General features: G+C 36.2%; 21 protein-coding genes. 13 read left to right on the top strand and 8 right to left on the bottom strand.

Annotation, left to right across the window (positions count from 1 at the left end; all coding sequences use genetic code 11):
* Nucleotides 1-40 precede the first annotated feature (40 nt).
* The 8 genes from ME5_RS07385 to ME5_RS07355 all read left to right on the top strand — a co-directional run bounded on the left by ME5_RS07385 (nt 41) and on the right by ME5_RS07355 (nt 6,565).
* Nucleotides 41-1,318, top strand: coding sequence for an L-fuconate dehydratase (locus tag ME5_RS07385; protein ID WP_008039845.1), 1,278 nt, complete (start codon nt 41-43; stop codon nt 1,316-1,318).
* Between the two features lie 38 nt (nt 1,319-1,356).
* On the top strand, nt 1,357-1,515 hold the full coding sequence (locus ME5_RS10655) for a hypothetical protein (RefSeq protein WP_008039844.1): 159 nt from the start codon (nt 1,357-1,359) through the stop codon (nt 1,513-1,515).
* Nucleotides 1,516-1,698: 183 nt separating this feature from the next.
* Nucleotides 1,699-2,184, top strand: coding sequence for an amidohydrolase family protein (locus ME5_RS07380; RefSeq protein WP_008039843.1), 486 nt, complete (start codon nt 1,699-1,701; stop codon nt 2,182-2,184).
* Nucleotides 2,185-2,220: 36 nt separating this feature from the next.
* Entirely contained in the window at nt 2,221-2,412 is a 192-nt protein-coding gene (locus tag ME5_RS07375; protein ID WP_008039833.1) for a Rossmann-fold NAD(P)-binding domain-containing protein, read from the top strand.
* Nucleotides 2,409-2,651, top strand: coding sequence for an SDR family NAD(P)-dependent oxidoreductase (locus tag ME5_RS07370; protein WP_008039832.1), 243 nt, complete (start codon nt 2,409-2,411; stop codon nt 2,649-2,651). The genes ME5_RS07375 and ME5_RS07370 overlap by 4 nt, the downstream gene beginning before the upstream one ends.
* Nucleotides 2,652-2,843: 192 nt before the next feature.
* On the top strand, nt 2,844-3,542 hold the full coding sequence (locus ME5_RS07365) for a sugar dehydrogenase complex small subunit (RefSeq protein WP_008039831.1): 699 nt from the start codon (nt 2,844-2,846) through the stop codon (nt 3,540-3,542).
* Between the two features lie 2 nt (nt 3,543-3,544).
* Entirely contained in the window at nt 3,545-5,134 is a 1,590-nt protein-coding gene (locus ME5_RS07360) for a GMC family oxidoreductase (protein WP_245256507.1), read from the top strand.
* A complete protein-coding gene (locus ME5_RS07355; RefSeq protein WP_008039829.1) occupies nt 5,135-6,565 on the top strand; it encodes a cytochrome c in 1,431 nt (476 codons plus the stop codon).
* A 307-nt stretch (nt 6,566-6,872) separates the two neighbouring features.
* Here ME5_RS07355 and ME5_RS07350 read toward each other — a convergent pair whose 3' ends face one another.
* The 4 genes from ME5_RS07350 to ME5_RS07335 form a co-directional block, all read right to left on the bottom strand.
* On the bottom strand, nt 6,873-7,502 hold the full coding sequence (locus ME5_RS07350) for a YrbL family protein (protein WP_008039828.1): 630 nt from the start codon (nt 7,500-7,502) through the stop codon (nt 6,873-6,875).
* Nucleotides 7,503-7,531: 29 nt separating this feature from the next.
* Nucleotides 7,532-8,275, bottom strand: coding sequence for an arginyltransferase (locus tag ME5_RS07345; protein WP_008039827.1), 744 nt, complete (start codon nt 8,273-8,275; stop codon nt 7,532-7,534).
* Nucleotides 8,276-8,683: 408 nt separating this feature from the next.
* On the bottom strand, nt 8,684-9,397 hold the full coding sequence (gene lexA, locus ME5_RS07340) for a transcriptional repressor LexA (protein ID WP_008039826.1): 714 nt from the start codon (nt 9,395-9,397) through the stop codon (nt 8,684-8,686).
* Nucleotides 9,398-9,833: 436 nt separating this feature from the next.
* Nucleotides 9,834-12,608, bottom strand: coding sequence for an Rne/Rng family ribonuclease (locus ME5_RS07335; RefSeq protein ID WP_008039825.1), 2,775 nt, complete (start codon nt 12,606-12,608; stop codon nt 9,834-9,836).
* 593 nt (nt 12,609-13,201) lie between these two features.
* On the opposite strand from ME5_RS07335, the gene ME5_RS07330 reads away from it, so the two are divergent.
* From ME5_RS07330 to prfB, 3 genes are all read left to right on the top strand, one after another.
* Entirely contained in the window at nt 13,202-14,428 is a 1,227-nt protein-coding gene (locus ME5_RS07330; protein ID WP_008039824.1) for an N-acetylmuramoyl-L-alanine amidase, read from the top strand.
* Between the two features lie 169 nt (nt 14,429-14,597).
* Nucleotides 14,598-17,069 (top strand): penicillin-binding protein 1A, encoded by a 2,472-nt coding sequence (locus ME5_RS07325; RefSeq protein WP_008039823.1) that lies wholly within the window; start codon nt 14,598-14,600, stop codon nt 17,067-17,069.
* A 143-nt stretch (nt 17,070-17,212) separates the two neighbouring features.
* Nucleotides 17,213-18,341, top strand: a protein-coding gene (prfB, locus tag ME5_RS07320) for a peptide chain release factor 2 (RefSeq protein WP_196793515.1) whose coding sequence is annotated in 2 segments (ribosomal slippage) — nt 17,213-17,281 and nt 17,283-18,341 — 1,128 coding nt in all. Because the reading frame shifts where the segments join, the coding sequence is not laid out codon by codon here.
* A 161-nt stretch (nt 18,342-18,502) separates the two neighbouring features.
* Here the strand turns inward: prfB and ME5_RS07315 are convergent.
* Together ME5_RS07315 and bcp are read right to left on the bottom strand one after the other, a co-directional pair.
* The gene (locus ME5_RS07315; protein ID WP_008039821.1) at nt 18,503-18,739 is read right to left on the bottom strand and encodes a hypothetical protein; all 237 of its coding nucleotides are present in this window, start codon (nt 18,737-18,739) and stop codon (nt 18,503-18,505) included.
* A 60-nt stretch (nt 18,740-18,799) separates the two neighbouring features.
* On the bottom strand, nt 18,800-19,273 hold the full coding sequence (gene bcp, locus ME5_RS07310) for a thioredoxin-dependent thiol peroxidase (protein ID WP_008039819.1): 474 nt from the start codon (nt 19,271-19,273) through the stop codon (nt 18,800-18,802).
* 370 nt (nt 19,274-19,643) lie between these two features.
* On the opposite strand from bcp, the gene ME5_RS07305 reads away from it, so the two are divergent.
* Complete coding sequence (locus ME5_RS07305) at nt 19,644-22,829, top strand: YhdP family protein (protein WP_245256506.1); 3,186 nt, start codon at nt 19,644-19,646, stop codon at nt 22,827-22,829.
* 89 nt (nt 22,830-22,918) lie between these two features.
* Here the strand turns inward: ME5_RS07305 and tyrS are convergent, their stop codons facing one another.
* Entirely contained in the window at nt 22,919-24,175 is a 1,257-nt protein-coding gene (gene tyrS, locus ME5_RS07300; RefSeq protein WP_008039809.1) for a tyrosine--tRNA ligase, read from the bottom strand.
* Nucleotides 24,176-24,273: 98 nt separating this feature from the next.
* Between tyrS and ME5_RS07295 the strand changes: the two genes are divergently transcribed.
* Nucleotides 24,274-25,404, top strand: a complete 1,131-nt coding sequence (locus ME5_RS07295; protein WP_035000185.1) for an anhydro-N-acetylmuramic acid kinase — start codon at nt 24,274-24,276, stop codon at nt 25,402-25,404.
* 174 nt (nt 25,405-25,578) lie between these two features.
* On the opposite strand, the gene ME5_RS07290 is transcribed toward ME5_RS07295, so the two are convergent.
* The gene (locus tag ME5_RS07290; RefSeq protein ID WP_008039806.1) at nt 25,579-26,253 is read right to left on the bottom strand and encodes an alpha/beta hydrolase; all 675 of its coding nucleotides are present in this window, start codon (nt 26,251-26,253) and stop codon (nt 25,579-25,581) included.
* Between the last annotated feature and the right edge of the window lie 96 nt (nt 26,254-26,349).

Raw genomic sequence — 26,349 nt, 5'->3', positions numbered from 1 at the left:
AAAATTTTAAAAACTAATGAAAGAAATAAGGGAGAATATAATGACTAAGATTATTGATATGGATGTATTAGATATTCGATTTCCAACTTCTCAGGAGTTGGATGGTTCGGATGCGATGAATCCTGATCCAGATTATTCAGCTGCCTATGTAATTTTAAAAACAGACAAAGAGAATTTATCGGGACATGGCTTAACCTTTACAATTGGCCGTGGCAATGAAATTTGCTGTGCCGCTATTGAAGCTATGCGTCATCTTGTGATTGGGCTTGATCTTGAAAAAATGATGAAAAATCCTGCTGATACTTGGCGTTATTTGACATCTGACAGTCAATTACGTTGGATTGGTCCAGATAAAGGAGCTATTCATTTGGCGACAGGCGCAGTGGTAAATGCACTTTGGGATTTGTGTGCAAAAAATGTTGGTAAACCTGTTTGGAAATTTGTTGCTGATATGACACCGGAAGAATTGGTCAATTGCATTGATTTTCGTTATCTCACGGATTGCATTACAAAAGAAGAAGCTCTTACTTTGTTAAAAGAGCGCGCAAAAAATAAAGAAAAACGCGTAAATATTTTAATGCAGGAGGGATATCCTTGTTACACAACATCAGCAGGTTGGCTTGGTTATAGTGATGAAAAATTAGCGTGTCTTTGTCAAGAAGCCGTCGATGAAGGATTTAATTACGTTAAATTAAAAGTCGGACGGGATTTAGAAGAGGATAAAAAACGCGTAAAAATCGCTCGTGATATTATTGGTGATGAGCGTCAATTGATGATTGATGCCAATCAAATCTGGGAACGTGATCAAGCTATATCTTGGGTTAAAGAACTCTCATTTGCAAAACCGTGGTTTATTGAAGAACCAACCAGTCCTGATGATGTTGAAGCCCATAGAGCTATACGGTTTGGTGTTGCACCTGTTAAAGTTGCTACAGGGGAAATGTGTCAAAATAGAATTATTTTTAAACAATTTATGATGCGTGAAGCAATTGATATTGTGCAAATTGATGCATGTCGTTTGGGTGGTGTCAATGAAGTTTTATCCGTTTTATTGATGGCAGCTAAATATAATCTTGCTGTTTGTCCACATGCAGGTGGTGTTGGACTTTGTGAATATGTACAACATCTTGCAATGATAGATTATCTTTGTTTTTCAGGAACAAAAGAAGGTCGTGTGACAGAATATGTTGATCATTTGCATGAGCATTTTGTCACCCCATGTGATGTACGTAATGCAGCCTATATGCCGCCAATGGATGCTGGTTTCTCAATTGAAATGAAACCATCAACTTTGAAAGACTATAAACATCACGCATAAATACACTATAAGGGGGAGATAAAAAAGGGGGAGATAAAATGATTGATTGTCATGTTCATTTTTGGTCATATAATCAATCAGATTTTCCTTGGATTAAGGATGATCTTTTTTCCTTTCTTGCACAAGATTTGTTGCCTGAACATTTATGGCAACAAATGAGTCATCATGTTGATCGTGTTATTGCTGTGCAGGCATGACCAACATGGGATGAAACCCTTTTTTTGTGTCAACTTGCACAATATCAACCAAAAATTGCTGCTGTTATTGGTTGGTTTGATTTTAATTTTGCGATCGAACCGCAAATAGATCAGTCTGTTCATTGACCGATTATCAAAGGTTTTCGACATCTTATTCAGGATGGATCTGATCCTAGTGCTTATTTGTTGGAGCATGAAGGTTTCAATCGCGCTTTGCCTTTCATAAAATCGCAAAATTATGTTTATGAAGTTTTTATTCATCAAAAAGATCTTTCTGCATGTATAGAGTTTTGCAAAAGATATGATAAAGCGCATATTGTGATAGATCATCTCGCAAAACCAATTTTTGAAGATGAATGTGCATTCGACCAATGGTGCACGCTTATAAATGAATTAAAATCTTTACAGCATGTTTTTCTGAAAGTTTCAGGTCTCATAACTGAAGTTAAAGGAAATTTTCATGCAAATACTTTTCAACGTCACATTGATATTCTTTATGAAACAGTAGGAGTGAAAAGACTTTTGTGGGGTTCAGATTGGCCCGTTGTAACGTCAAAAGCCAGCTATGAAAAAGTGTTATCGCTATGGAATTATTGGATAAAAAACTGGACTATTGATGAAAGATATATGGTTGAAGAAATAAATCCTCAACGGATTTATCATTTGTAATTTATGAAGATGGTTTAGGTTTTGAGGAATCGTATTGTGGAGTTAAATTTACAAGACAAAGTTTATATTGTTACGTGTGGCGGTTCTGGTATTGGTGGTGCAATAACGCGACATCTTGCCGATGAAAAGGCCACGGTTGTGATCATAGGACGCTCACCCTTAAATGATGTCTTTATAAAAGATTTGAATAGACGAGATGCGCGCTATTCTTTTATCAATTTGATTTGAGTGATGCAAAATCATGCGCTGATGCAGTTGCTAATGTGGCGAAAGAATTTGGTAGAATAGATGGCTTGGTTAATAATGCTGGTGCAAATGATAATGTAGGTTTGGAAGATAATGTTTCAGCTTCTGCTCTTTCTTTGGTGGTAACATGTCTTGTTATAACATCTATTTTGGTTCCAATTTTAACAGGTATATGGGCAAAAAAAGTGGTTTTATTGATGATGTCATCCAATGACTGCTGATTATAAGGATTTTATATGTGCTGATTTAAAAAAGCTTATTTTTAGAAGTGATTATAAGCCTGAATTTATTTCGATAAAATGTTCTCATGTTTGAAATTATTCTTTTTATCACATCTATGTGTATTGTATTCGGAGAGGATTTTGCCAATACTTTAGAGTAACTAATATGTGAAATACTATTAAGAGGTTGGTATGACCGAAGATCTTAACACTTCAAATAGTGAGAAAACACTTAATCGGAGATTGTTTTTGCAAACTGGTTCGCTCACTCTTGCTGTTGTAACTATGGGCATTTCACGTTTTAATGCGTTGGCAGCAACAGATTTTACAGATCAAGATCAAAAATTCTTGCAAGTAAGTTGTTTTTTAACAAATAGACAAAATTTAAAATCGGATCTTGCTAAGCGTGCTCGTCATCTTATACTTACTATTGATGAAGGATTTGATGATAAAGTTAACAAAATTAATCAAGCCATTAAACAGTCTGAAGCACATAATATTGATGAATTTTTATCAACAGCACAAAAACTCGATGTGGGACTACAAGATGCCATAATGGCGATTGTTTCTAGTTGGTATTTGGGTATTTCACCTCTTCAAAAGAATGGTCATCCTGGCTTTATTACTTTTACCGATGCCCTTATGTATGAACCCACAAAAGGTATAACAAATCCTCCAACCTATGCGCATGCTGGCACCAATTATTGGATTAATCCGCCTCAATCAGTAAAAATACCGCCAATGCCAGACGGTATTAGAGAATGGGGCAATCGCTCACCAAAAGGACATGGGCAAATACCTGGAGTAAGCGCAGATGGAACGTTATTACGTCGTCCTATAGGTCTTGATACTCCACTTAATCCTTATGGCAATGAACCAGGAACTGAATGAAAATGACTCAACAATTTGACGCAGACGTGGTTGTGATTGGTTCAGGTGCTCTTGGCGCCAATGCAGCCTATGAATTAGCAAAAGCAGGTAAATCCGTTATCATTCTTGAAGCAGGTGATCGGGTACCACGTTGGAAAATTGTTCAAAATTTTCGAAACTCATCCGATCAGGGTAATAATAACGCTCCTTATCCAAATGAACCTTGGGCTCATACATCTTATGAAAAGGATTATATAGATAATGTTGGTTCGTTTTCATTTCGTCCCGGTATGTTAAAACTTGCAGGTGGTACAACGCATCATTGGGCCGCGGCAACTTGGCGTTATATTCCTAATGATATGAAGCTAAAATCAGTTTACGGTGTTGGACGGGATTGGCCTATAGAATATGCTGAATTAGAGCCATATTATTGTCGTGCAGAAGCTGCTGTTGGATCAGCAGGGTGCGATGAAGAAGATCAAAGTGGTCAAGGCGGAAAAAAATTTCCTCCTCGTTCAAAACCTTATCCTTTACAAGCTGAAGCAAAAACTTATGCCATACAAAGATTGCAGGCACGACTTGCACCCATGGGGTATAATTTTATTCATGAGCCTGTAGCAAAAGCAACCAAACCTTACGATGGTCGACCAGTTTGTGCGGGAAATAATAGCTGTATGCCAGTGTGTCCTATTGGGGCAATGTATAGTGGTGATATTCATGTTGCACATGCCGAAAAAGCTGGTGCTAAACTTATTACACGTGCGACTGTGTATAAACTTGAAAAAGGAAAAAGTAATAAAATAACCGCTGTTCATTATAAAACGCCTGAAGGGGATGATAAAAAAATTTCCGCACGCTATTTTATCGTTGCAGCGCATGGTCTTGAAACACCAAAACTTCTTTTGATGTCGGAGATTGCGAATTCTTCAGATATGGTTGGACGCAATCTTATGGATCATACAGGTGCTGGTTATCTGGCACTTGTTGATGAACCCTTGTGGACTGGGCGTGGACAAGCCCAACAGGGTGGAATTTTCAATTGGCGGGATGGTCATTTTCGTTCTGAGCATTCATGTTTTAAACATTCTCTCAATAATACTGTTCCTAATGCTTTTATTACGTCTCGTTTATTGCAACAAGGCGTGCTTGGCAGTGAACTGGATCGGCAGTTAAAAGATCAAGCTTCTCGTTACATAAGTTTTTCAACTTTTTTTGAACAATTGCCGTTTCCTGAGAATAGAGTTACTCCTAATCCTGACAAAAAAGATGCCCTTGGGATACCTATGTTGCGTGTTCATTATGATGTAAGCGATTATATTAAGAATGCTTTACCTTTGGCAATGAATGACTATCAAAATTTTACTGAAGGTATGAATGCTGAAGTGATTAATATGAATACGGGCTGGCAAAACCGTGACCACATTATGGGCACAGTTATAATGGGTGATGATCCTAAAAATTCTGTTGTTGATGGAAATTGCCGTACCTATGATCATGATAATCTTTTTTTAACAACTACAGGTGTTATACCTGCTGCAGGCGTTATAAATCCAACGCTCACCGGTATTGCACTTGCGTTAAAAGCTGCTGATACGATCCTGAGGGAGGTATAAATGCGCGTTGTATTTAAAAATATTTTAATTGGTGCATCTTTATGTTTTATATCTCTAAGTGCTTTTTTTTCTTCCTCTTTAGCACAAAATGCATTGCCTTCATTGGTGCAAAAAGGTGAATATTTGTCTAAAGCTGCTGATTGTATGGCATGTCATAGAGCGACTGATCCATCAGGAAAACCTTTTCAAGGTGGTTTAGCAATATCAACACCAATGGGTAATATTATTTCTTCTAATATTACGCCTTCTAAAAAGGCTGGAATAGGGGAATATTCTTTGGAGGACTTTTCGAATGCTGTTCGTAAGGGTATTCGAAAAGACGGTACCAATTTATATCCTGGCATGCCTTATACCGCATTTAGTCGTATTAATGATGATGATATTAAAGCACTTTATTCTTATTTTATGTTGGGTGTTGAACCCGTCGATATAAAACCTGAACAGGAAACCAATCTTGCCTTTCCATTTAATATTCGTACCTTAATGATAGGATGGAATATACTTTATGGCCAAGGAGCAAGCATAAAACTACCAGATAACGCCTCACAAGAATTAAAGCGTGGGCAATATCTGGTTGATGGTTTAGGTCATTGCGGAACATGCCATACGCCTCGTAATACTTTGATGGCAGAAGATAGTGCTAAATATCTTTCAAGCGGTTATGCTGATCAATGGCGTGCACCCAATATTACATCAGATGATATTTCAGGAATTGGTGGATGGTCCGAAAAAGAGATTATCGCCTATTTAAAAGGGCAAAATGTAGCGGAAAAAGGCGGGGCGGCTGGTGTGATGGCAGAAGCAATTAACCATTCTTTGCGTTATCTTAGTGAGGAAGATATTACCTCTATTGCGGTTTATCTTAAAAATGTGCCTGCCATAAACAATCCTGAACAGACTATGCCAGCTTATGAGTATGATGGAAAAGAACTGGCATTAAGTGAGATTGAATATGGTAATCAAAAAAATCCTCGAGGGTTTACAACTGCTGACACAACGAATGGGGCATTTTTATATAATAGTGTTTGTGCCAGCTGCCATGGTATTAATGGACAAGGTACACAAGATGGATTTTATCCTTCACTCACTCATAATGCGACTGTGGGAATGGACGATCCTCGAAATTTAATTGGAGTTATCCGTTTAGGTGTGGATCGATATGACGGAGATCGAAGAGTTTTTATGCCTAGTGCATCCTATCATCCATTAAATGACGACCAGATCATTGCAGTTGCTAATTATGTACGCGGACATTTTGGCGATGGTTCACAAACAATTACCTATGAGACCTTGAAAACTATTGAAAAGGGGATTCCAAGTTCATTTTTGATTAAAAATGCAGCTTGGCTTTTCGTTGGAGCTATCGTGATTGCAATTCTTATAATTATTGCAATTTTGCGACGTATTTTTTTGAAACGTAACTCAGTTTAAAGGAGAGGTCATAAAATAACAAAAGCTATAAATTTGACGAGAATTCCTTCAATTTTTGGTTTTAAATAGTGATTGTTTTTATATCCATAAGTATATGAATTTATATGTATAATGGTAAAAACTGTAATTATGAAAAATTGTAAAAAAGTACAGCTATCTTATCGTAAATCGTACGAAAAAAATACATAAGTCTCCGTCTGTTTTTCTTTTCAAAGGAGTTTAAGCGTTGTTGAATAAAGCAACAATGCTTTTATATGTTTATCGCACTATGAAGCTGCAAATAATCAATTTGATATAATTTATTATCTTATTGATACATGCCTTCATTTTTGATTTTTTCAAGATGTTTTTTAAAACGTTCAAAGACTTCAAGATTTTTCTTTTTATTAAATGTTGGAAAATATGTTCTTGTCTGAAGTGCAGATTTTTCTGCTATTCCATCGATGACAACAATCTCTAATATTTTCTTACGTTGACTAACGACAAGATTCCAAGGATTAAGATCATACAAAACAGCATTTGTTTTTTTTATCCAATTTTCAAAGGCTTCTAAGGCATAATTTATATGTGCTAAATCTTGGGCATAATGCGCAACAGGTTGCGCATAATCACCATTTTCACCTCTTTCTGCACGGACAACCAGTCCCCAACCAAGATCAGTCGGCTGAAATCCTAAAACAGTCAACATATGACTCTGGTACATTTCCGCATCAGGGTTTATGCGTATAATTTCACGTAATTCATGTAAATTAACTGAATTAGCGCCAAAAGGTTTAAACCTTTTCTTCCAATGCGGAATGGTTTGTGTTTTTGAAATCCATTCAGGGCGCGGTACTTTGATGAGCGCATCTGAATTCGTTGGATGAACAAAGACCAAGCGAGCATTACCTTTAAAAATAGGTGTCATCTTAGATAAAATAACCCGATCTTTTATCATAATTTATTATATCCTTGGTATGTTTTAAATTATTTTAAAACCCAACCATTTTCAGTCAAATGCTCTTGTGGTTGATAACGGGCTTTATAATTCATTTTAGCTGAACCTTCGACCCAGTAACCAAGATAAACATAAGACAAACCTAATGTTTTGGCTCTTTGAATATGATCCAAAATCATAAACATACCAAGTGAAGTATTCAATTCATTTGTATCATAAAATGAATAAACCATTGAAAGACCATCATCAATAATATCCGTTAATGCCACAGCAATAAGTGGTTCATTACTTACTCTGCCAATAAGATTATCCGTATTTTGATTTCTATATTCAATTATATTTGTTTTCGTTTTACTCTCTTCCACCATCATTTGATATTCTAAGGCAGACATATTACTCATTCCACCATCTACATGGCGCGAATTAATGTAATCTTTAAAGAGTGAATATTGCTCTGATGTCGCTTTTGCAGGACATACTGTGCCAACTCGGTGAGCATTTTTTTTCATAACGCGTGACATGGAAGCTGTAAGTTTAAAATGGTCAACTAATATTCTTACGGATATACAAGCTTTACAACCTTCACAAACAGGACGATAAATAATATTTTGTGATCGTCTAAAACCGTATTTTGTTAAATTTGAATTATATTCTGTAGCTTTATCATCTGATAAATATCCAAAAATCTTTCGCTCAAAACGATCCTTAAGATATGCACAAGGTTGGGGAGCTGTTAAAAAAAATTGAAGATGATCGTCGTTATTCTTAGTCATATAATATAGTATACCAGCTTTATTTTCTTATCGTTAAATTAAAAATTGATGTTAATGGATCTTGACGTAAACATATGAAAGCGTAACAGTAAATTGTATAACAGATTATATTAACGCTATATAATTTATTTAATGCAACAACAGCATTAATTTTAGTTACAAGTTTTATAAGATCGGTTATAGTTTATCGTTCATTTTCACTTATGAAAAAGTTATTAAATTAAAGCTCATGTAAGTAATGATTGAAAATATTAACCTTAATAAATTTGTCATATTTATTAAATAAACTGTAAATTTTTTTCACAATATTAATATGATAAAATATCAAATATTAGCTAATAAATAATTTTGAGATTATAAAAATTTTTGAAATATATAGATATTAAAATACATAGATGGATGTAATTTTTATGTATATCGACGAATAAGTCCAACAAGAGTTCCTTGGAGATTGATGCGATCAGGACCAAAAATTCTTGTTTCATAAGCAGGATTGGCAGCTTCAAGTGCTACTGACGCACCTTTTCGACGATAGCGTTTTAAAGTAGCTTCTTCATCATCGACTAAAGCGACGACGATATCTCCTGAATTTGCCACTTCACTACGCTTTATAATAACAGTATCTCCGTCAAAAATACCAGCATCAATCATAGAATCTCCTTTAACTTCTAAAGCATAGTGTTCCCCTAAACCGATCATATCGGCAGGTAAAGAAAGAACATTGGTTTGGTGTTGAATGGCTGAGATAGGAACACCTGCTGCAATGCGCCCCATGACCGGAACTGTTGTGCTATCTCTGTTTTGAGTTTCAACAATGACACGTGTTTGTTTGGATAAATTATCTGTTTTCGAACTTTTTAAAACCTGAGATGAAAATTTTCGTTGTATAGAATGATGGGACGATATTTTTTCTGGTAATTTAACAACCTCTAAAGCGCGCGCACGATTAGGGAGTCTTCGAATAAATCCACGTTCTTCAAGCGCTGTGATTAAACGATGAATACCTGATTTAGAAGCTAAATTGAGTGCTTCTTTCATTTCATCAAAGGAAGGCGGAATACCACTTTCTTTTAGGCGATTATTAATGAATAAAAGAAGCTCATATTGCTTGCGCGTTAGCATTTTTAAATCCCTTTACGAATCGCATTGAAACAAAACCAGAACAATTTTTATATGTTCATTGATTGTTCTACAAGTTAAAATATTAACTTCATGGAAAAATATTTATTATTCAAAAATTTTTTATTAAGTAAGATGTCGTGTGAATTGTTTTAAAGAAACATCAGTACCGCCAATTTAAAAGAAGAAATAATAGGTTAAAACTCTGGTTTTCATTTCGGTAAAATAAAAATATCGATTATTTATCGTCATTTTTACATCGATCGAACAATGACTAAATGCAACCAACACAATAAATATATATTTTTACTGTGAGTTATTCTTTAAAGTTATATGATGTAAAAGATATCATACCAGTGATAAAATTTTATTCTGTTTCTATATCAACAGATTCATATCATACTGCCGCAGTTTTTACGGCAGTATGAATTTTTTAAATTTATAAAAAGCCTTTTTTTTGCCACCAACCAGCTTTTTTAGGTACCTCATCTGGTTCATTTGAAGATGATGTTAAGATAGGCTCGTTTGAGGTTTTTGCGTCATCGATCTTCTTGGCGTTTTGTGAATCAGTTTTTTTTACTGTACGACTTTTTCTAACGTTTTTTTTTCTTTCTTGAGAAGGCTCTTCTGCGTTTTCTTCGATAGGTGAAAGGGAGGTGTTTTGCACCGAAGTTTTCGCAGTCTTTGTTCTTTTTACTGTTGTTTTGCGCGTTTTTTTCGCAGGTTTTACAATTTTATCGTCCTCAATAATTTCTTGTGTATTTTGTTCTTTTTCTGCTTTTGCTTGCTGCAAGTCTTTCTCAGAAACATCATGTGTCTTTAATGTTGAGGGTATTTTTGGTTTTCGTCCGCGTTTAGCGATTGGTTTTGAAGTTTCTTTTACTGTGTCGCCTTCAACTGTTGCCGCGGCATTTAATATAAGATCACCTTTATTTTCATTGATTTCAGGCAATTTTGTATCAAAGCCTTTTTTTGTTTTTTGCCTACGTTTTTTAGAGACTGTAACTGATGGAGAAACAGAATCTGACTGATCGATTTTAATGTTTATAACGTTTGTGAATCCTACAGGTTCTGCCGCGGGTATATGGCGTTTGCGTCGTGCTTGTTTTATTTCAGCTAATGCACGAATTGCAAATTCACCTACTGGCTCTGCATAGGGAAGATGACGACGATTAAAATCATTATCGCGATGTCGTCTTCCACCACGACGTCCACGTCTTCTACGACGTTTATTGTCTTCTACAGCAATATCATCATCATTGTGTGCGTGATGTGCATTAGGTGATGATTCATCATCACGATTATTACGTTTGCCACGTTTTTTCTTTTTTCTTTTTGAAGCTGTCTCTTCTGTATTTGTCTTTTCAATAATTTCAGTCGTGAGTTCAATTTTTGGTTCGTCAATATCATCTTCTAAAACAGGAAGGGGTGCAGGTATGATTGGCGTTCCCTCTGCTGGTGATCCTTTATGAATACTAAGATGTTGTGAACCAATATTTTCGTCTGCTTCAATACTTATCGTTAAACCAAAGCGTAATTCGAGATCACCGATGACTTGGCGTTTATGATTAAGAACATAAAGCGCGGTAGAAACTGGTGTATGTACCACAATATTAAAATTTGGATGCCGTAAAAGATATTCTTCAATCGCGCGAATAACATGAAGTGCAACCGATGAATCTGAACGTATATGTCCTGTGCCTCCACAATGAGGGCAGGGCTGCATTGTGCTTTCTAAAACCGATGCACGAATACGTTGCCTACTCATTTCCATTAAACCGAAATGTGAGATGCGTCCTACTTGTATGCGCGCTCTATCAAATTTAAGACAGTCTTTTAGTTTTTTTTCTATCGCACGAACATTTCGTTTTTCTTCCATATCAATAAAATCAATTACGACGAGACCAGCTAGGTCACGTAAACGCAATTGTCGCGAGACTTCTTCAGCAGCTTCAAGATTCGTTTGAAATGCGGTTTCTTCAATTGAATGTTCTTTTGTTGAACGTCCAGAATTCACATCAATAGCAACCAAAGCTTCTGTCTGATTAATAACCAAATAACCGCCTGATTTTAGGGTTACTTGTGGTTGAAGCATACGGTCCAACTGCGTTTCAATTCCATTTCTCGTAAAAATAGGAAATGGATCGCGATAAGGTTGTACAACTTTGGCATGGCTTGGCATCAACATACGCATAAAGTTTTTTGCTTCACGATATCCAGAATCACCTGATACTAATATTTCGTTTATATCTTTGTTGTAGAGATCACGAATAGATCGTTTTATAAGACTGCCTTCTTCATACACAAGTGAAGGTGCTACTGATTCTAATGTGAGATTGCGAACATTTTCCCACAATCGCATAAGATATTCATAGTCGCGTTTAACTTCAGCTTTGGTGCGATTGGCTCCTGCGGTTCGTAAAATTACGCCCATACCTTTTGGAACATCTAGGTTTTTAACAATATCTTTTAAACGTTTACGATCTTGAATATTAGTGATTTTACGCGATATACCGCCACCGCGTGCTGTATTTGGCATTAAAACAGAATACCGTCCTGCAAGCGAGAGATAGGTTGTGAGAGCCGCACCTTTGTTGCCGCGTTCTTCCTTGACAACCTGTACAAGCAAAATTTGGCGTCTTTTAATAACTTCTTGTATTTTATATTGCCGTCTTTGATTGTTTTGATGGCGCGGAACTTCTTCAAGGGCATCTTCCGCCCCTACCATTTCTATGTTTTCTTCATCATTATGATCGTTATCTTGATCATTGTCGTCATCATTATCGATTTCAAGTGATTCCGAAATGCTTTCTTCAAAATCTTCAGAGGCAAGATCTTTAAGATTTTTAGACTTCGTTTTTTTCGAACGTTTTAATTCTTGTATATTTTCTTCATGAGAATAATCCAAATCATTGTCATCATTTGCTGCTTTTTCTTCCTCTTCCAAAAGTGCAAGACGATCAGCAGCTGGAATTTGATAATAATCTGGATGAATTTCTGAAAACGCCAAAAAACCATGGCGATTGCCACCATATTCAACGAAGGCGGCTTGTAGGGACGGTTCTACGCGCGTCACACGGGCGAGATAAATATTTCCCTTTAATTGTTTTTTATGCTCTGATTCAAAATCAAATTCTTCAATTTTATGACCACGTACAACAACTACGCGAGTTTCCTCCGGGTGGGAGGCGTCTATAAGCATTTTGTTTGACATTATGTAAAATCCTGCGGGCGACAAGCATTAAAAAATCTTTACGCACATTAAGAAATGCTACGTTTAGATATTGCTGTCTGCCGATGAAAAGATGACTTACCGATTGTTCATCATAAACGGTGGAGCGGTTTTGCCTATTTATTAAGGCTGCTCTTTGATAATTCATCACCAAATGTTTTATGCGACTCATGATAAAAGCGAGTCTCCGGTAAAATCATATTAAAATAGCCCGGAATACCGGACGAGCGAAACTTAAAATGATGAATTTGTTCGCAATTACCATAAATTGTCTGTGCAATCATACTGCGACAAATTCACAAACTTAAAGGGGCTGTTAAAGCCGACATTGTGTTTGCTAACGCTTGTCGATTTGTTTAACTCCGTAAAAGTTCTTATTTCTTTTAAGTCTTTAAAGTGTTGAAAACAAGTATCAATCATAGACTTCATTCATTTATTCGTTATTAACCTGAGCAGTCTATTGTATTTGAAAGCTTTTTTATTTTTAACAATTTCTTGAAAACAAACTGCCCGTCACTTATGAAGACGTATATTTTTAAAAATAGTGAATAAATATGATGAACCGCCACCTCAATATGAATGCGATGAAATTGAGAGATAAGACCGCTCTTAAGCATTGTTTATGGCTGTTTGCTTTTATCAATGTGTCTCTTGTCTCTTTTTTTCTTTTTTCTGCACATGCACAAAATACAAGTCGTTTGGGGCTGATTAATTTGCGCGTGGTTGGGGATGAGTCAAGATTAAGATTTATAAGTGTTTTTGATAAAAAACCGACGTATAATTTACAATATTTTAATTTGCCAAAGCGTCTTGTTATCAATTTACCAACGGTGGATTTTTCAGAACAAAAACAAAAACCAACTCCTGTTGGAATGTTATCCAGTATACGCTACGGACTTGTTAGTCAGAATTCATCACGCATCATACTCACTATCAATACTAGCTTTTCGGTCGAAAATCAACAGGTGGAGCAATTGGATGACGGATTTTGGCAAGTGATAGTTGACCTTAAAAAAGACAGCGAACAAACTTTCGATAATTTGCTAAAAAGACAAAATACTCAAAATTTCTCTTCCATTGATGTGTCAAAAAACAATGAAAAGTCGCCTTTTCGTGTTGTGATCGATGCTGGACATGGTGGTATAGATAGCGGCGCACAAGGTGTGACTGGAATATTAGAAAAAGATGTAACCCTCGCATTTGCACGCGCTCTGCGGGAAGAACTGGAAAAAAATACTTTGATTGATGTTTTTTTAACACGAGATTCCGATGTTTTTTTGCGGTTAAATGAACGAGTGGAAAAAGCAAGAGAGTATTGTGCTGATCTTTTTATATCTATTCATGCAGATTCAATAAATACGCAATCTTTGCGTGGGGCAACGGTTTATACAATTTCAGATCAGGCTTCAGATAATGTTGCGCGCGTTTTGGCTGAGAGTGAAAATAAGACCGACTTGCTTGATGGTTTACCTGCCGATAAATTTCCAGAAATATCCGATATTTTAATTGATCTTACACGCAGAGAAACACATGCATTTTCAGTAAGTTTTGCGGATCAATTGGTTCAAAATTTATCTCAAAACAATATTAAGCTTATAAAAAATCCTCATCGATATGCAGGATTTCAAGTCTTAAAAGCACATGACATTCCATCTGTTTTGGTTGAACTTGGTTATCTCTCCAATAAACATGATGAAAAATTAATTTCTGATCCTGCTTGGCGATTTAAGATGGCAGGAACTATTGCGCAATCAGTTATCGAATTCGCACAATATCGTATTGGAAGTGATTATACAAAATAAATGAAGATTATAATCGTTTTAAATAAATTTTTTGAAAAGTCTTAACTTTGACATGAAATATATAATATAAGATCTATAAACCTATTGTAGATTGTAGGCTAGATTCAATAGATCAGTGAAATAATCGTTTTGCTATAGGAAATTTGAGAGAAGGCGGCATCCTAATACGATGATGAAGTTTTTTAGATATATTCTTGGTGCTGGTGTGGCAATGAGCCTTATTGTGCCTTCATTTCAAGATGCAATGGCACAAAATCAATCTCAAGATGATGATTTGCCAGACTATGAAGTGTTGGAAAATTATGAACCACCTGTCATGACACGTATTCATGCAGCAGATGGTGGTTTGATGGCAGAATTTGCGACGAATCGCCGTCTGTATCTGCCTATTCAGTCTGTGCCAGATTTGGTCAAGTCTGCTTTTATCTCTGCTGAAGACAAAAATTTTTATAATCATTTTGGTCTTGATCCCGAAGGATTGGCACGTGCGGTTGTGAGTAATGTGCGCAATATTGGTTCGGGCAGACGTCCTGAAGGCGCTTCGACCATTACTCAACAAGTGGCAAAAAACTTTCTTTTAAGCTCTGACGCAACAATTGATCGTAAAGTCAAAGAAGCTGTTTTGGCAATGCGTATAGAGCGTGCTTATTCTAAAGATCATATTTTAGAATTATATCTGAACGAAATTTATCTTGGTCGTGGTGCTTATGGTATTGCGGCAGCTGCTTTGACATATTTTAATAAGTCAGTGAATGAGTTAACACTTGAAGAAAGTGCTTATTTGGCTGCCTTACCAAAAGGTCCAAGTAATTATGATCCTTTCCGTCATACCCAGCGTGCGCTTGATAGACGAAATTGGGTGATTGATCGCATGGTTGAAAATGGCTATGTGACCTTTGAGCAAGGGGAACAAGCTAAAGTAAAACCATTAGGTGTAACATTGCGTGGTGATGATACATATGTTTTTGCAGCTGATTATTTTACTGAAGAAGTACGCCGCCAACTGATGAAACAATATGGCTCAAAAGTCCTTTATGAAGGGGGCTTATCTGTCAGGACAACATTAGATCCACAGCTTCAAATTATGGCGCGACGTGCGCTTTTAGATGGTTTGATTAAATTTGATCAAAATCATGGTTGGCGCGGTCCTTATAAGCATATCGATGCAGGACAGGACTGGGGCGTTGAACTTGGTAAGATTGCTGGTTATAGTGATGTTCCAGAGTGGCGTTTGGCTGTAGTTTTATCGACATCTGCCACTAATGTTGAAATTGGTTTGCAGCCTAAAAAAGAAGTTTCTGGTGCTCTTTCTCAAGAGCGTGATGTGGCAAGCATTAGTGCTACAGATATGAAATGGGCTTTGCGTTTGGTTGATAATCATGGTCGTCGTACAAGTGTTAATAATCCTACAGGTGTATTAAATGTCGGTGATGTGATCTTTGTCGAAAAGAAAAAAGATCAAAATAATGCTTATTTATTAAGGCAAGCACCTAAGGTAGAAGGTGCAATTGTTGCCATGGAACCTCGTACAGGAAGTGTGCTTGCAATGGTTGGCGGTTTTTCTTTTTCAGAATCTGAATTTAACCGTGCAACGCAAGCTTTAAGACAGCCAGGTTCAGCATTTAAGCCTTTCGTTTATGCGGCAGCACTTGATAATGGCTATACGCCTGCTTCTGTTGTTCTTGATGGTCCTGTGGTTATCCGTCAAGATAATGGTAATGTATGGCAACCCAAAAATTATGGCGGAACATTCGCGGGACCCTCCACTTTACGTTACGGTATCGAACGATCAAGAAATTTGATGACCGTAAGACTTGCAAATGATTTAGGTATGCCGATTGTTGCTGAATATGCCGAACGTTTTGGTATTTACGATAAAATGCAGCCTTATTTGCCAATGGCTTTGGGGGCAGGTGAAACAACTGTTTTAAAAATGGTAACGGCTTACTCTGTTATTGCCAATGGTGGCCGGTCTATTTCACCTTCAATGATTGATCGTATACAAGATCGTTATGGAAAAACAATTTATCGGCATGATCAAAGACAATGTGAAAATTGCAATGTTTCATCATGGAATAATCAGCCCGAACCAACATTGATTGATGACCGAGATCAGGTTTTGGATCCAATGACAGCCTATCAGATTACGTCAATGATGGAAGGTGTTGTTCAACGCGGAACTGCAGCGCGTTTAAGTGCTCTTAAGCGTCATATTGCAGGGAAAACAGGAACAACAAACGATTCCAAAGATGCTTGGTTTATGGGCTTTACGCCTAATATTGTTGTTGGCGTTTTTATAGGATATGATCAACCAGCTTCACTTGGATATGGTGGAACAGGAAGTTCTTTAGCTGCTCCTATTTTTGGTGAATTTATGGAAAATGCCATGAAGGATCAACCAGATGTTGATTTTAAAATACCTGATGGCATGCTACAGGTCGCTATAGATAGAAAAACAGGAATGCGTGCCAATTCAGGTGGAGGCAATGTCATTGTTGAGGCCTTTAAACCAGGAACGGGTCCTGCTGATGTTTACCAAGTTATTGGTGGTTCTGAATCTTTTCAAGAAGGTGTACGTGTTGCTCCAACTTCACCACAAGTCAATAATGCTATAGAAAGTGGAGCAGGCGGTCTTTATTAAGCTCAATCATTAGTTTTGACAAACAGGGGACATATGATTTATGTCCCCTGTTGAAACTATGACCGAAAGATGAATTTCTATATTTGTTTTAATGTATATAATTTCATTCCTAATAATCATAATTGAATTTGAAACGGTTTAAAATGAACGCAGAAATTGAAACACTCATTGATGAAATAAAGCAAGCAATTACGCTGCTGAGGAGGCATCTTTGACTGGGATCATTCTATAAAGCGATTGGAATTTCTTAATCAAAGGGCAGAAGATCCAGATTTGTGGAATGATGCACAGCAAGCTCAAGAGCTGATGCGTGAGCGTCAACGTTTGGATGATAGTATTCATGGCATAAATTATTTAACCCAAACACTGCATGATAATATTGAACTTATTGAGTTGGGAGAAGAAGAAGACGATGAGAGAATCGTAAATGATGCTGAAGATGCTATTAGAAATCTTAAAATAGAAATTGAAAAGCGTCAGATTGATATTCTTTTATCAGGTGAGGCGGATGCAAATGACAGTTATCTTGAAGTTCATGCTGGTGCAGGTGGAACCGAAAGCCAAGATTGGGCATCAATGTTGTTGCGTATGTATACGCGGTGGGCAGAACAACATGGAATGAAAGTTGATCTTTTAGAATTACATGACGGTGAAGAAGCAGGAATTAAATCAGCGACTTTATTGATTAAAGGTCATAATGCTTATGGTATGTTAAAAACGGAATCTGGTGTCCATAGATTGGTACGTATTTCACCGTTTGATTCAAATGCAAGACGTCACACATCCTTTGCCAGTATATGGGTTTACCCTGTCATTGATGATAATATTGAAGTTGATGTTTCAGAATCGGATGTACGAATTGATACTTATCGTGCGTCTGGTGCAGGTGGACAACATATCAATACAACAGACTCTGCCGTGCGTATCACACATATTGCGACAGGTATTGTGGTTCAATGTCAAGCGGAACGTTCACAACATAAAAATCGTGCTGCTGCTTGGTCGATGTTGCGCGCACGTCTTTATGAAGAAGAATTAAAGAAAAGAGAAGATGAAGCCAATGCGGTTGAAGCAACAAAAACCGATATCGGTTGGGGACATCAAATTCGTTCTTACGTTTTGCAACCTTATCAACTAGTAAAAGATTTGCGTACGGGTGTAGAAAGTACTGACCCGCAAAATGTTTTAAATGGTGATCTAGATCGATTTATGGAGGCTTCTTTATCTCAACGCATCCATGGTGGAGATAAAGCTATTGAGGATATTGAGTAAAGAATTTATGATGTTCTTAGAAAAAAAAATTAAAAGCTTTGGGTTTAATATTAAAATATTATTCTGTCTTATATTGATAACCAAAAGCTTTCATTGATTAATGAAAGATAATATGATTTTAAGAGTATCAAAATAAATATAAAATTTTGTTAAATGAAAAATTAAGTCTCGCTGACGACAAAAAAATCTATAGAAGTCTCTTCTTTAAATATAATAGAGCTTTCTCTATCAATCTTTTCGTTATTGAGTGAGAATTGAACTTTAGGTGGAATAGTTTGTCGTATTTCAAAAATTGAATAATTATCATCAATTAAATGATTGCGATGTGCAAAACTTGTTGAAAGCGCAGATAGAGCAAATACAGCGATAATTGTTGTCACTCTTAATGCATATTTCATTGTGCCTAACCTTTTATAAAAAAGTTATTGTATACATGAAATTATTAAAAATATCTTAATTTATTGTTTGAGACTTTTTGCAGCTTTTAAAACGTTTTCTGCATGGCCTGTCACGCTGACTTTAGGCCAAACTTCAACGATTTTACCATTCTTATCAATTAAAAACGTTGTTCGTTCGACACCCATATATTTTCGACCATACATACTTTTTTCTACCCAAACACCATAAGATTCAAGTGTGCTCTTTGTTTCATCCGATACTAATATAACATCAAGATCATGTTTGGTTTTAAATTTATTGTGTTTGTCAACTTTGTCAGGTGACATGCCAATCACGATAACGCCAAGTTTTTCAAATTCAGGTTTTAATTGAGTAAAATCATGTGCTTCAATTGTGCAGCCACTGGTGTCGTCTTTTGGGTAAAAATACAAGACAACAAGATGACCTATGTATTGTGTCAATTGAATTGTTTCACCACCATCACGCGGTAGTTGAAAATCAGGTGCATGATCGCCTTTTTTTAGCATCGTCATATCACTGCCTTTCTTTTCATGATAAACGTTTCATACATATAACTGTAATGATATCTATTTGATAGATCATAGTGTCGTTGTAATTGATAATTTATTGATTATTTGCGTTGAATCATCGTGGGGTTTTTTTAGTTTGTCTGATTCACATAAACAAATTCGTTTTCGTAAACACGATATCAAAAAACTCGATCAATTTCCTTCCGCAAATCATGAAGACTGTATAAGGATTAAAACACCTCGCTTAAGAAAAAAAAGATTATACCATATAAGAAAATTGTGCACTTGGTTGTCACTGACTTTGGTTATTTTTCTTTTATTATTTTTCGTTTTATTAAAGGTAGGAATCAGTGGAGCGTTTTTAACTTCGAAAATGCAGACGGTTTTATCGCGACAACTCAAAGATATCGCTGATATTAAAGTTTCCGATGTGCGCTTATCATTGGATGAAAATTATCATATTGCATTTGAAGCACAAAATGTAACACTACGTGATATTCGTTATGATTTTCAGGTGGATAAAATCGGATCGATCAAAGTTGGTTTATCTTCATTGGGATTGCTTTTAGGGCAATTGCAAATGGATCAAATTGAACTTCATGATACCAATATTATTCTTCCTCCAAGCAAAGATAATAATTTTATTAATAAGTTGCCCAAAGATCAGTTTGGTCGCATTGATCCTGATGCTGCTATATATACACTTTTTCCATCATTTGATATGGGGGCAGATGCACTTCGCCGTATGTCAGTAGATGTTATAGTTTTGAAAAATGTTTCTTTTCGTTTGCCAGCAACTGATAGTATACCGCTTCATATTGATGATTTACGTTTTTTGCACAAATCCGATATAACTACTCTCACTTCGCGTTTAAGTTGGGATGGTCATGCTTTTGAAATGATGGGGCATGCTGATTATCAAAATCAATCGGCAAAAAATATTGTTTTAGGTCTACGATCAATACCTCTTCACTTGGGTGCAGCAGATGGTGTATCGCCTTATTTGCCAAATGGACAAATAAATAACGGTCACTTTCGTCTTAAAGGTAATACTGACATTCAATTACATGCAACGCGGCAATCAATTACTGAAGCGCCCACTATCGAATTGCATGTTTTAATGAAAAAAGGTGAATTGGATTTAGGCGTAGCACAAAATATCCCTGCAAATTTCGATATTACAATGCTGCATAAACCTCAAAGTGGAAATATAAATATAACCCATTCTGAATTAACACTGGGCGGCGTTTACCTTCCTTTAGAAGGGACGATTGGATTATTACCTGTTTTAGAACAAGGTCATAAACCTGAAAATGATTATGGCTTTAATATTATTTCAAATAAGGCTGTCGCATCGACGCGTGATATGCCAGAAAAGCCTTTATCCTTTTCTTTAAATATTGCTGGTCAATTTAATGCATTGGATAAAAAAGCAATATTTGACCAAATGACAATCCAGACAAATTTTGGAAATTTGATTGGACACGGTAATTTAAGATTTGGAGAGGGAAGTCCTGAAACGAATTTTAGTTTCATCCTACCTCATATGGATGTCAGTGCGGCCAAACAACTTTGGCCAGTTAATATTGCAGCTGGAGCAAGACGATGGATTGGCGCGAATATTTCTGGCGGTAAGATAGAAAATGGCACAATTGAAATTGCTTTGCCACTTGGTTTTTTTCGTCCAGGACAACCAGCGCCATTATTAAGTGAACATGAATTTCGTATGCGAGGTAAGATACGAGAGACGCGTGCGAATTTGGTTGGTGATTTACCATCATTACATGATATTTCAGGCACGATAGCGGTTGATGGTGCGACAACGACACTTAATTTAAAAAAAGCAACAGCGTATCTTTCTGATGGTAAAAGATTAGACGCTTCAAAAGGCGTTATGGTTATTCCTTGGAGCTTTCAGCGTCCAGTATATGCAGAAATGAATCTTATGGCGCACGGTTCGGTTGCATCGGCAGGTGAAATTATTCAATATAAACCTATCAATGCCCGTTCACGCTTACCTTTTGATCCAGATAAAGCAACTGGGGATATAAACGTTGAGCTGAATTTACGTTTTCCTGTCACACGTGATACACCGCGTGGACAAATAAGCTATACTGCTGATGTTGCTTTTTCAGATTTAACGCTTGCCGAGCCTATGAATGGTATTCTTCTTTCACAAGCAAATGGGCATGCAATCATTGATAAACTTGGGGCCAAAATTGAGGCATCAGCATTATTAAATGAACTGCCCGCAAATCTAGAAATCGTACAACCATTCACAAATTCAAAAATAAAAAAAAGTGAGAAAATAAGTTTAAATATTGATGATAATATTCGAACAAAATATTTCCCATTTTTAAATAATTTTCTATCAGGTCCAATAACAGTTAATATTGGTTCGCAAATCAATGGGAAACGTCACATTCAATCTGATTTGACAAATGCTGATGTTGATATTCCTTGGATTGGATGGAAAAAAGGTAAAGGTGTTGCGACCAATGTCTCCTTAGATATTCCTGCAGATATATCCAATCAATCAGCATATACAATTGAAAATTTTGAGCTTTCAGGATTAAATCTGCAAGTAAATGGTGCAATACATATTGTTAATAAAAAACTTTCGAGTGCCACTTTTACAAAAGCAAATTTAAGTCGAAATGATGATATAAGTCTAACAATTCGTCGAAATACAAAATCTTATGATCTTGCAATAAGTGGACAAAGTTTTGATGCACGAGCCCTTATACAAAAAATGGGGAAACCTTCATCAAACACTTCAGGTAATGAAGCCATTTCAATAAAAGCAAACATAGCCAAAGTTTTGGGTTTTTATGATGAAGAGCTAAACACTCTTAATGCTTCAGTGAATATTCAACCAAACATCGGTCTTAATATTGAAGCAACAGCAAATACACAAAATAATTTACCTGTGAATGTTCATATTTCAAATGGACAAGGACAACAAAATATTGACGTCACAAGCGGTAATGCTGGTGCTATTCTAAGATTCATGAACTATTATGATAAAGTCCGCGGTGGGTACCTCAGTGCAAGCTTAACCTCATCACAAAATACAGCTTTATCTGGTCCTGTTCGTGTTGCAAATTTTTCTGTTGTTAACGAAGATAAACTCGCAAAATTAGTTTCATCGAGCCCATCGCAAAATAGTAGAAGTTTTAATGATGATGTTAATGGTCAAATAGATAGTTCGCGTGTTGATTTTGATGTAGCATTTGCCAATATTGGTAAAGGAAGTAATTATCTTGTTTTAGATCAAGGGGTTGTAAGAGGACCAAAAGTCGGCGCAACCTTTCAAGGGATTGTTTATGATTCAGCTGGAAATATGTCGATAACCGGAACATTTATGCCAGCATATGGTTTAAATCGTTTATTTGGTGAAGTACCATTGATTGGTCACGTCTTAGGAAATGGACGTGATCGTGGTTTATTTGGTATAACATTTAAAATAGAAGGAAATACCAAAAAACCACAAGTAATTGTAAACCCGATCTCAGCAATTGCGCCTGGTATTTTTCGGTCTATTTTTGAATTTCAATGAGAAATACGTTAATCATTTTAAATAAAATAAAGCGTAGATAAGATAAAGAGAAAAAAGTCATATTTTTTCTCTTATTTCGTTGAAATAGGCTATCCGCCTATTTCAACGATGACATGACGTTTTTTTCCAAATGATAGCTTGATAATATCTTGGTCATTTAAATCTTTATCACAAACGATATAAGTATCATCGTCAATTGCGTTACCATTGATACGCACACCACCACCTTGGACATGACGACGTGCTTCACCATTTGATTTTGCAAGACCCGATTGCACTAATAATGCGAGCAGACCAATACCATTGTTTAATCTTGATTTTTCAACACAAATTCGTGGTAAATCAAAGCCTAAACTGCCCTCTTCAAATGTTTGACGTGCAGTTTCTGCGGCTTTATCAGCCGCCTCTCTTCCGTGCAATAATGCTGTTATTTCCGTTGCTAATATTTTTTTAACATCGTTAAGTTCAGACCCTTTTAAAGCGGATAATTTGGTAATTTCATCCATAGGTAAAGTTGTATAGAGTTTTAAAAATCTTGAAACATCAGCATCTTCTGTATTTCGCCAATATTGCCAAAAATCATAAGGAGAAAGAAGATCAGCGTTTAACCAAACTGCTCCGTTTAATGATTTCCCCATTTTTGCACCTGAAGATGTGGTTAATAAAGGGGAGGTGAGGGCATAAAGTTGTTTTGATCCCATACGATGGCCAAGTTCAATACCGTTCACGATATTTCCCCATTGATCAGAACCGCCCATTTGTAAGCGCATATTATAATGTTTGCTTAAAGCAACAAAATCATAGGCTTGTAATATCATATAATTAAATTCAAGGAAGGAGAGAGAATGTTCACGTTCTAGGCGTAATTTCACCGAGTCAAATGATAACATTCTATTGACGGAAAAATGCTGCCCAACATCACGTAAAAATTCAAGATAATTTAAATCTTTAAGCCAATCTGCATTATTGACCATCAAAGCATCAGTGGGTCCATCACCAAAAGTGATATAGTGAGAAAATACTTTTTTAATACCAGCAATATTTTCAGCAATTTTTTCAACACTTAAAAGTTGTCTTGCCTCATCTTTAAAAGATGGATCACCAATCATACCAGTGCCGCCACCCATGAGTGCAACAGGACGATGACCAGTTTTTTGCATCCAATGCAACATCATGATTTGAATGAGCCCACCAGCATGAAGACTGTTGGCTGTCGGATCAAAACCAATATAACCCGTGACAATCTCTGTGTTAAAGAGATCATCTAATCCTTTTTCATCAGACATTTGATGAATAAAACCGCGTTCATTCATAATATTTAAAAATTCGGATTTGAAACGGGACATTAATTTTGTTCCTTGATAAAACCTTAGAGAAAACGATAAGTAAATTTTATAAAATTCGATTTATCATAAAATAAACGTAATTAACAAGAAAGCAGATCATGTCTTCCATAAAAATGGCGATAGGCTTAATGAGTGGTACCTCAATGGATGGAATTGATGCCGCACTGTTGAAAAGTGATGGTTATGATAAAGTTGATATTCTTGCGCATTTTTCTCTTTCATATGAAAAATCATTCCAAAAATCATTAAAAGCAAGTCTTGATGATTCACGAGATATTAAAAATCGTCTTGAACGTCCTGGAAATCTTAAAAAAATTGAACGTGAATTGACTGAAAAACATGTAACAGCGGTGCATGGATTATTAAACAGAGCAGGAATGAAATCCCAAAATGTTGATTTTATAGGTTTTCATGGACAAACGCTGTTACATAAACCTGATCAAGCACTTACAGTTCAAATTGGTGATGGACAATGGCTAGCCGATAAGACTGGTATTGATGTTGTTTTTGATATGCGAGCAAATGATATGAAGCATGGTGGGCAGGGTGCACCACTTGTTCCAGCTTATCACCAAGCTCTAGCAAAAAAATTATCTTCTTCTATTCATAATCCGATCGCTTTTGTCAATATTGGCGGAATTGCCAATACAACATGGATTGATGGTGAGAAAATTTATGCATTTGATTGTGGACCTGGTAATGCACTCATCGATCAATGGATACGTCAAAAGACAAAAAAGTTTTTTGATAAAAATGGTAAGATTGGGATAAGAGGAAAGCTTAATAAAAATATCATTGAGTACTATCTGAAACATGACTATTTTCAAGATGCGGTACCTCGTTCTTTGGATTGGCGCAGTTTTCAGTCACTTTCTACGGATGACGTCAATGTTGAAGACGGTGCAGCGACACTAAGTTATATAACTGCTTATGGTATTTTTCACTCATTTCGTCATGTTTCGCGTTTGCCCAAGACATTAATTGTTTCTGGTGGCGGTGTTCATAATTTGTCAATTATGAAATGGTTACAATGGTTTGCAGGTAAATTTCAAAGTAAATTATTTACAGCAGAAGATATGGGTTTTCATGCTGACTTTATGGAGGCAGAAGCTTGGGCTTATCTTGCCATTCGGTCTTTTTATCACCTTCCCTTGACATATCACACAACCACAGGAACCTCACATCCTGTGAGCGGTGGTGTCTGGGTTTCGCCCCAAAATACGAGATAAATTCCATTCCAAATATTAATAGCTGGAATGTATTTTAAATAAATATGTGCCTAGAATTTTATGACATTCTTAAACAATTACTTATTAAAACATAAAGTTTTAAATTTTCTACATGTTTTAATAAGTCATTTTTATTTTATGCATTTTAGTTAGAAAATCTTAAAAAATACGTTATTAGCGTAATCGCTTCATTCTTGGTTCTGACAATTCTCCAGCCATGCGACGATCAAGATATTCTGAACAATCTTTTATTAAAGTTTCAACCTGACCTGAAAAGAAGTGATTAGTACCTTCAAGAGTTTTTTGAGTAATGGTGATACCTTTTTGTGTTTTTAGTTTATCAACAAGACCTTGCACATCTTTAGAAGGTGCTACACGATCATTGTCACCATGTATAATTAAGCCTGATGAAGGGCAGGGAGCTAAAAATGAAAAATCATAAATATTGGGTTGTGGTGCAACAGAAATAAATCCTTCTATTTCTGGGCGTCGCATTAAAAGTTGCATACCAATCCACGCACCAAATGAGTAACCAGCGATCCAACAATTTTGAGAATCAGGATGCAAAGCCTGAACCCAATCTAAAGCTGCGGCTGCATCAGAAAGTTCGCCTGCACCATGATCAAATTCTCCTTGGCTACGACCGATGCTTCTAAAATTAAATCGTAATGTCGTAAATCCACGCTGCTGAAACATATAAAAAAGATCATATACAATCTTATTATTCATGGTTCCGCCAAATTGAGGATGGGGATGCAAAACAATGGCAATTGGTGCATTTTTTTCATAAGAAGGTTGATATCTCCCTTCTAAACGACCAGCTGGACCATTGAAAATAACTTCAGGCATAAAGCGCTCCTTACTATAACGGCTCACTTCACATTTTATTGTATTGTGAAACGATGATAATTTAATGCCGTATTTGACCTTGGTGTGTTTTCTTAA

It is taken from the genome of Bartonella tamiae Th239 (assembly GCF_000278275.1).
Lineage (GTDB): Bacteria > Pseudomonadota > Alphaproteobacteria > Rhizobiales > Rhizobiaceae > Bartonella > Bartonella tamiae.
The sequence above is the reverse complement of the archived record's forward strand: the minus strand, read 5'-3'. Positions and strand labels throughout refer to the sequence as shown.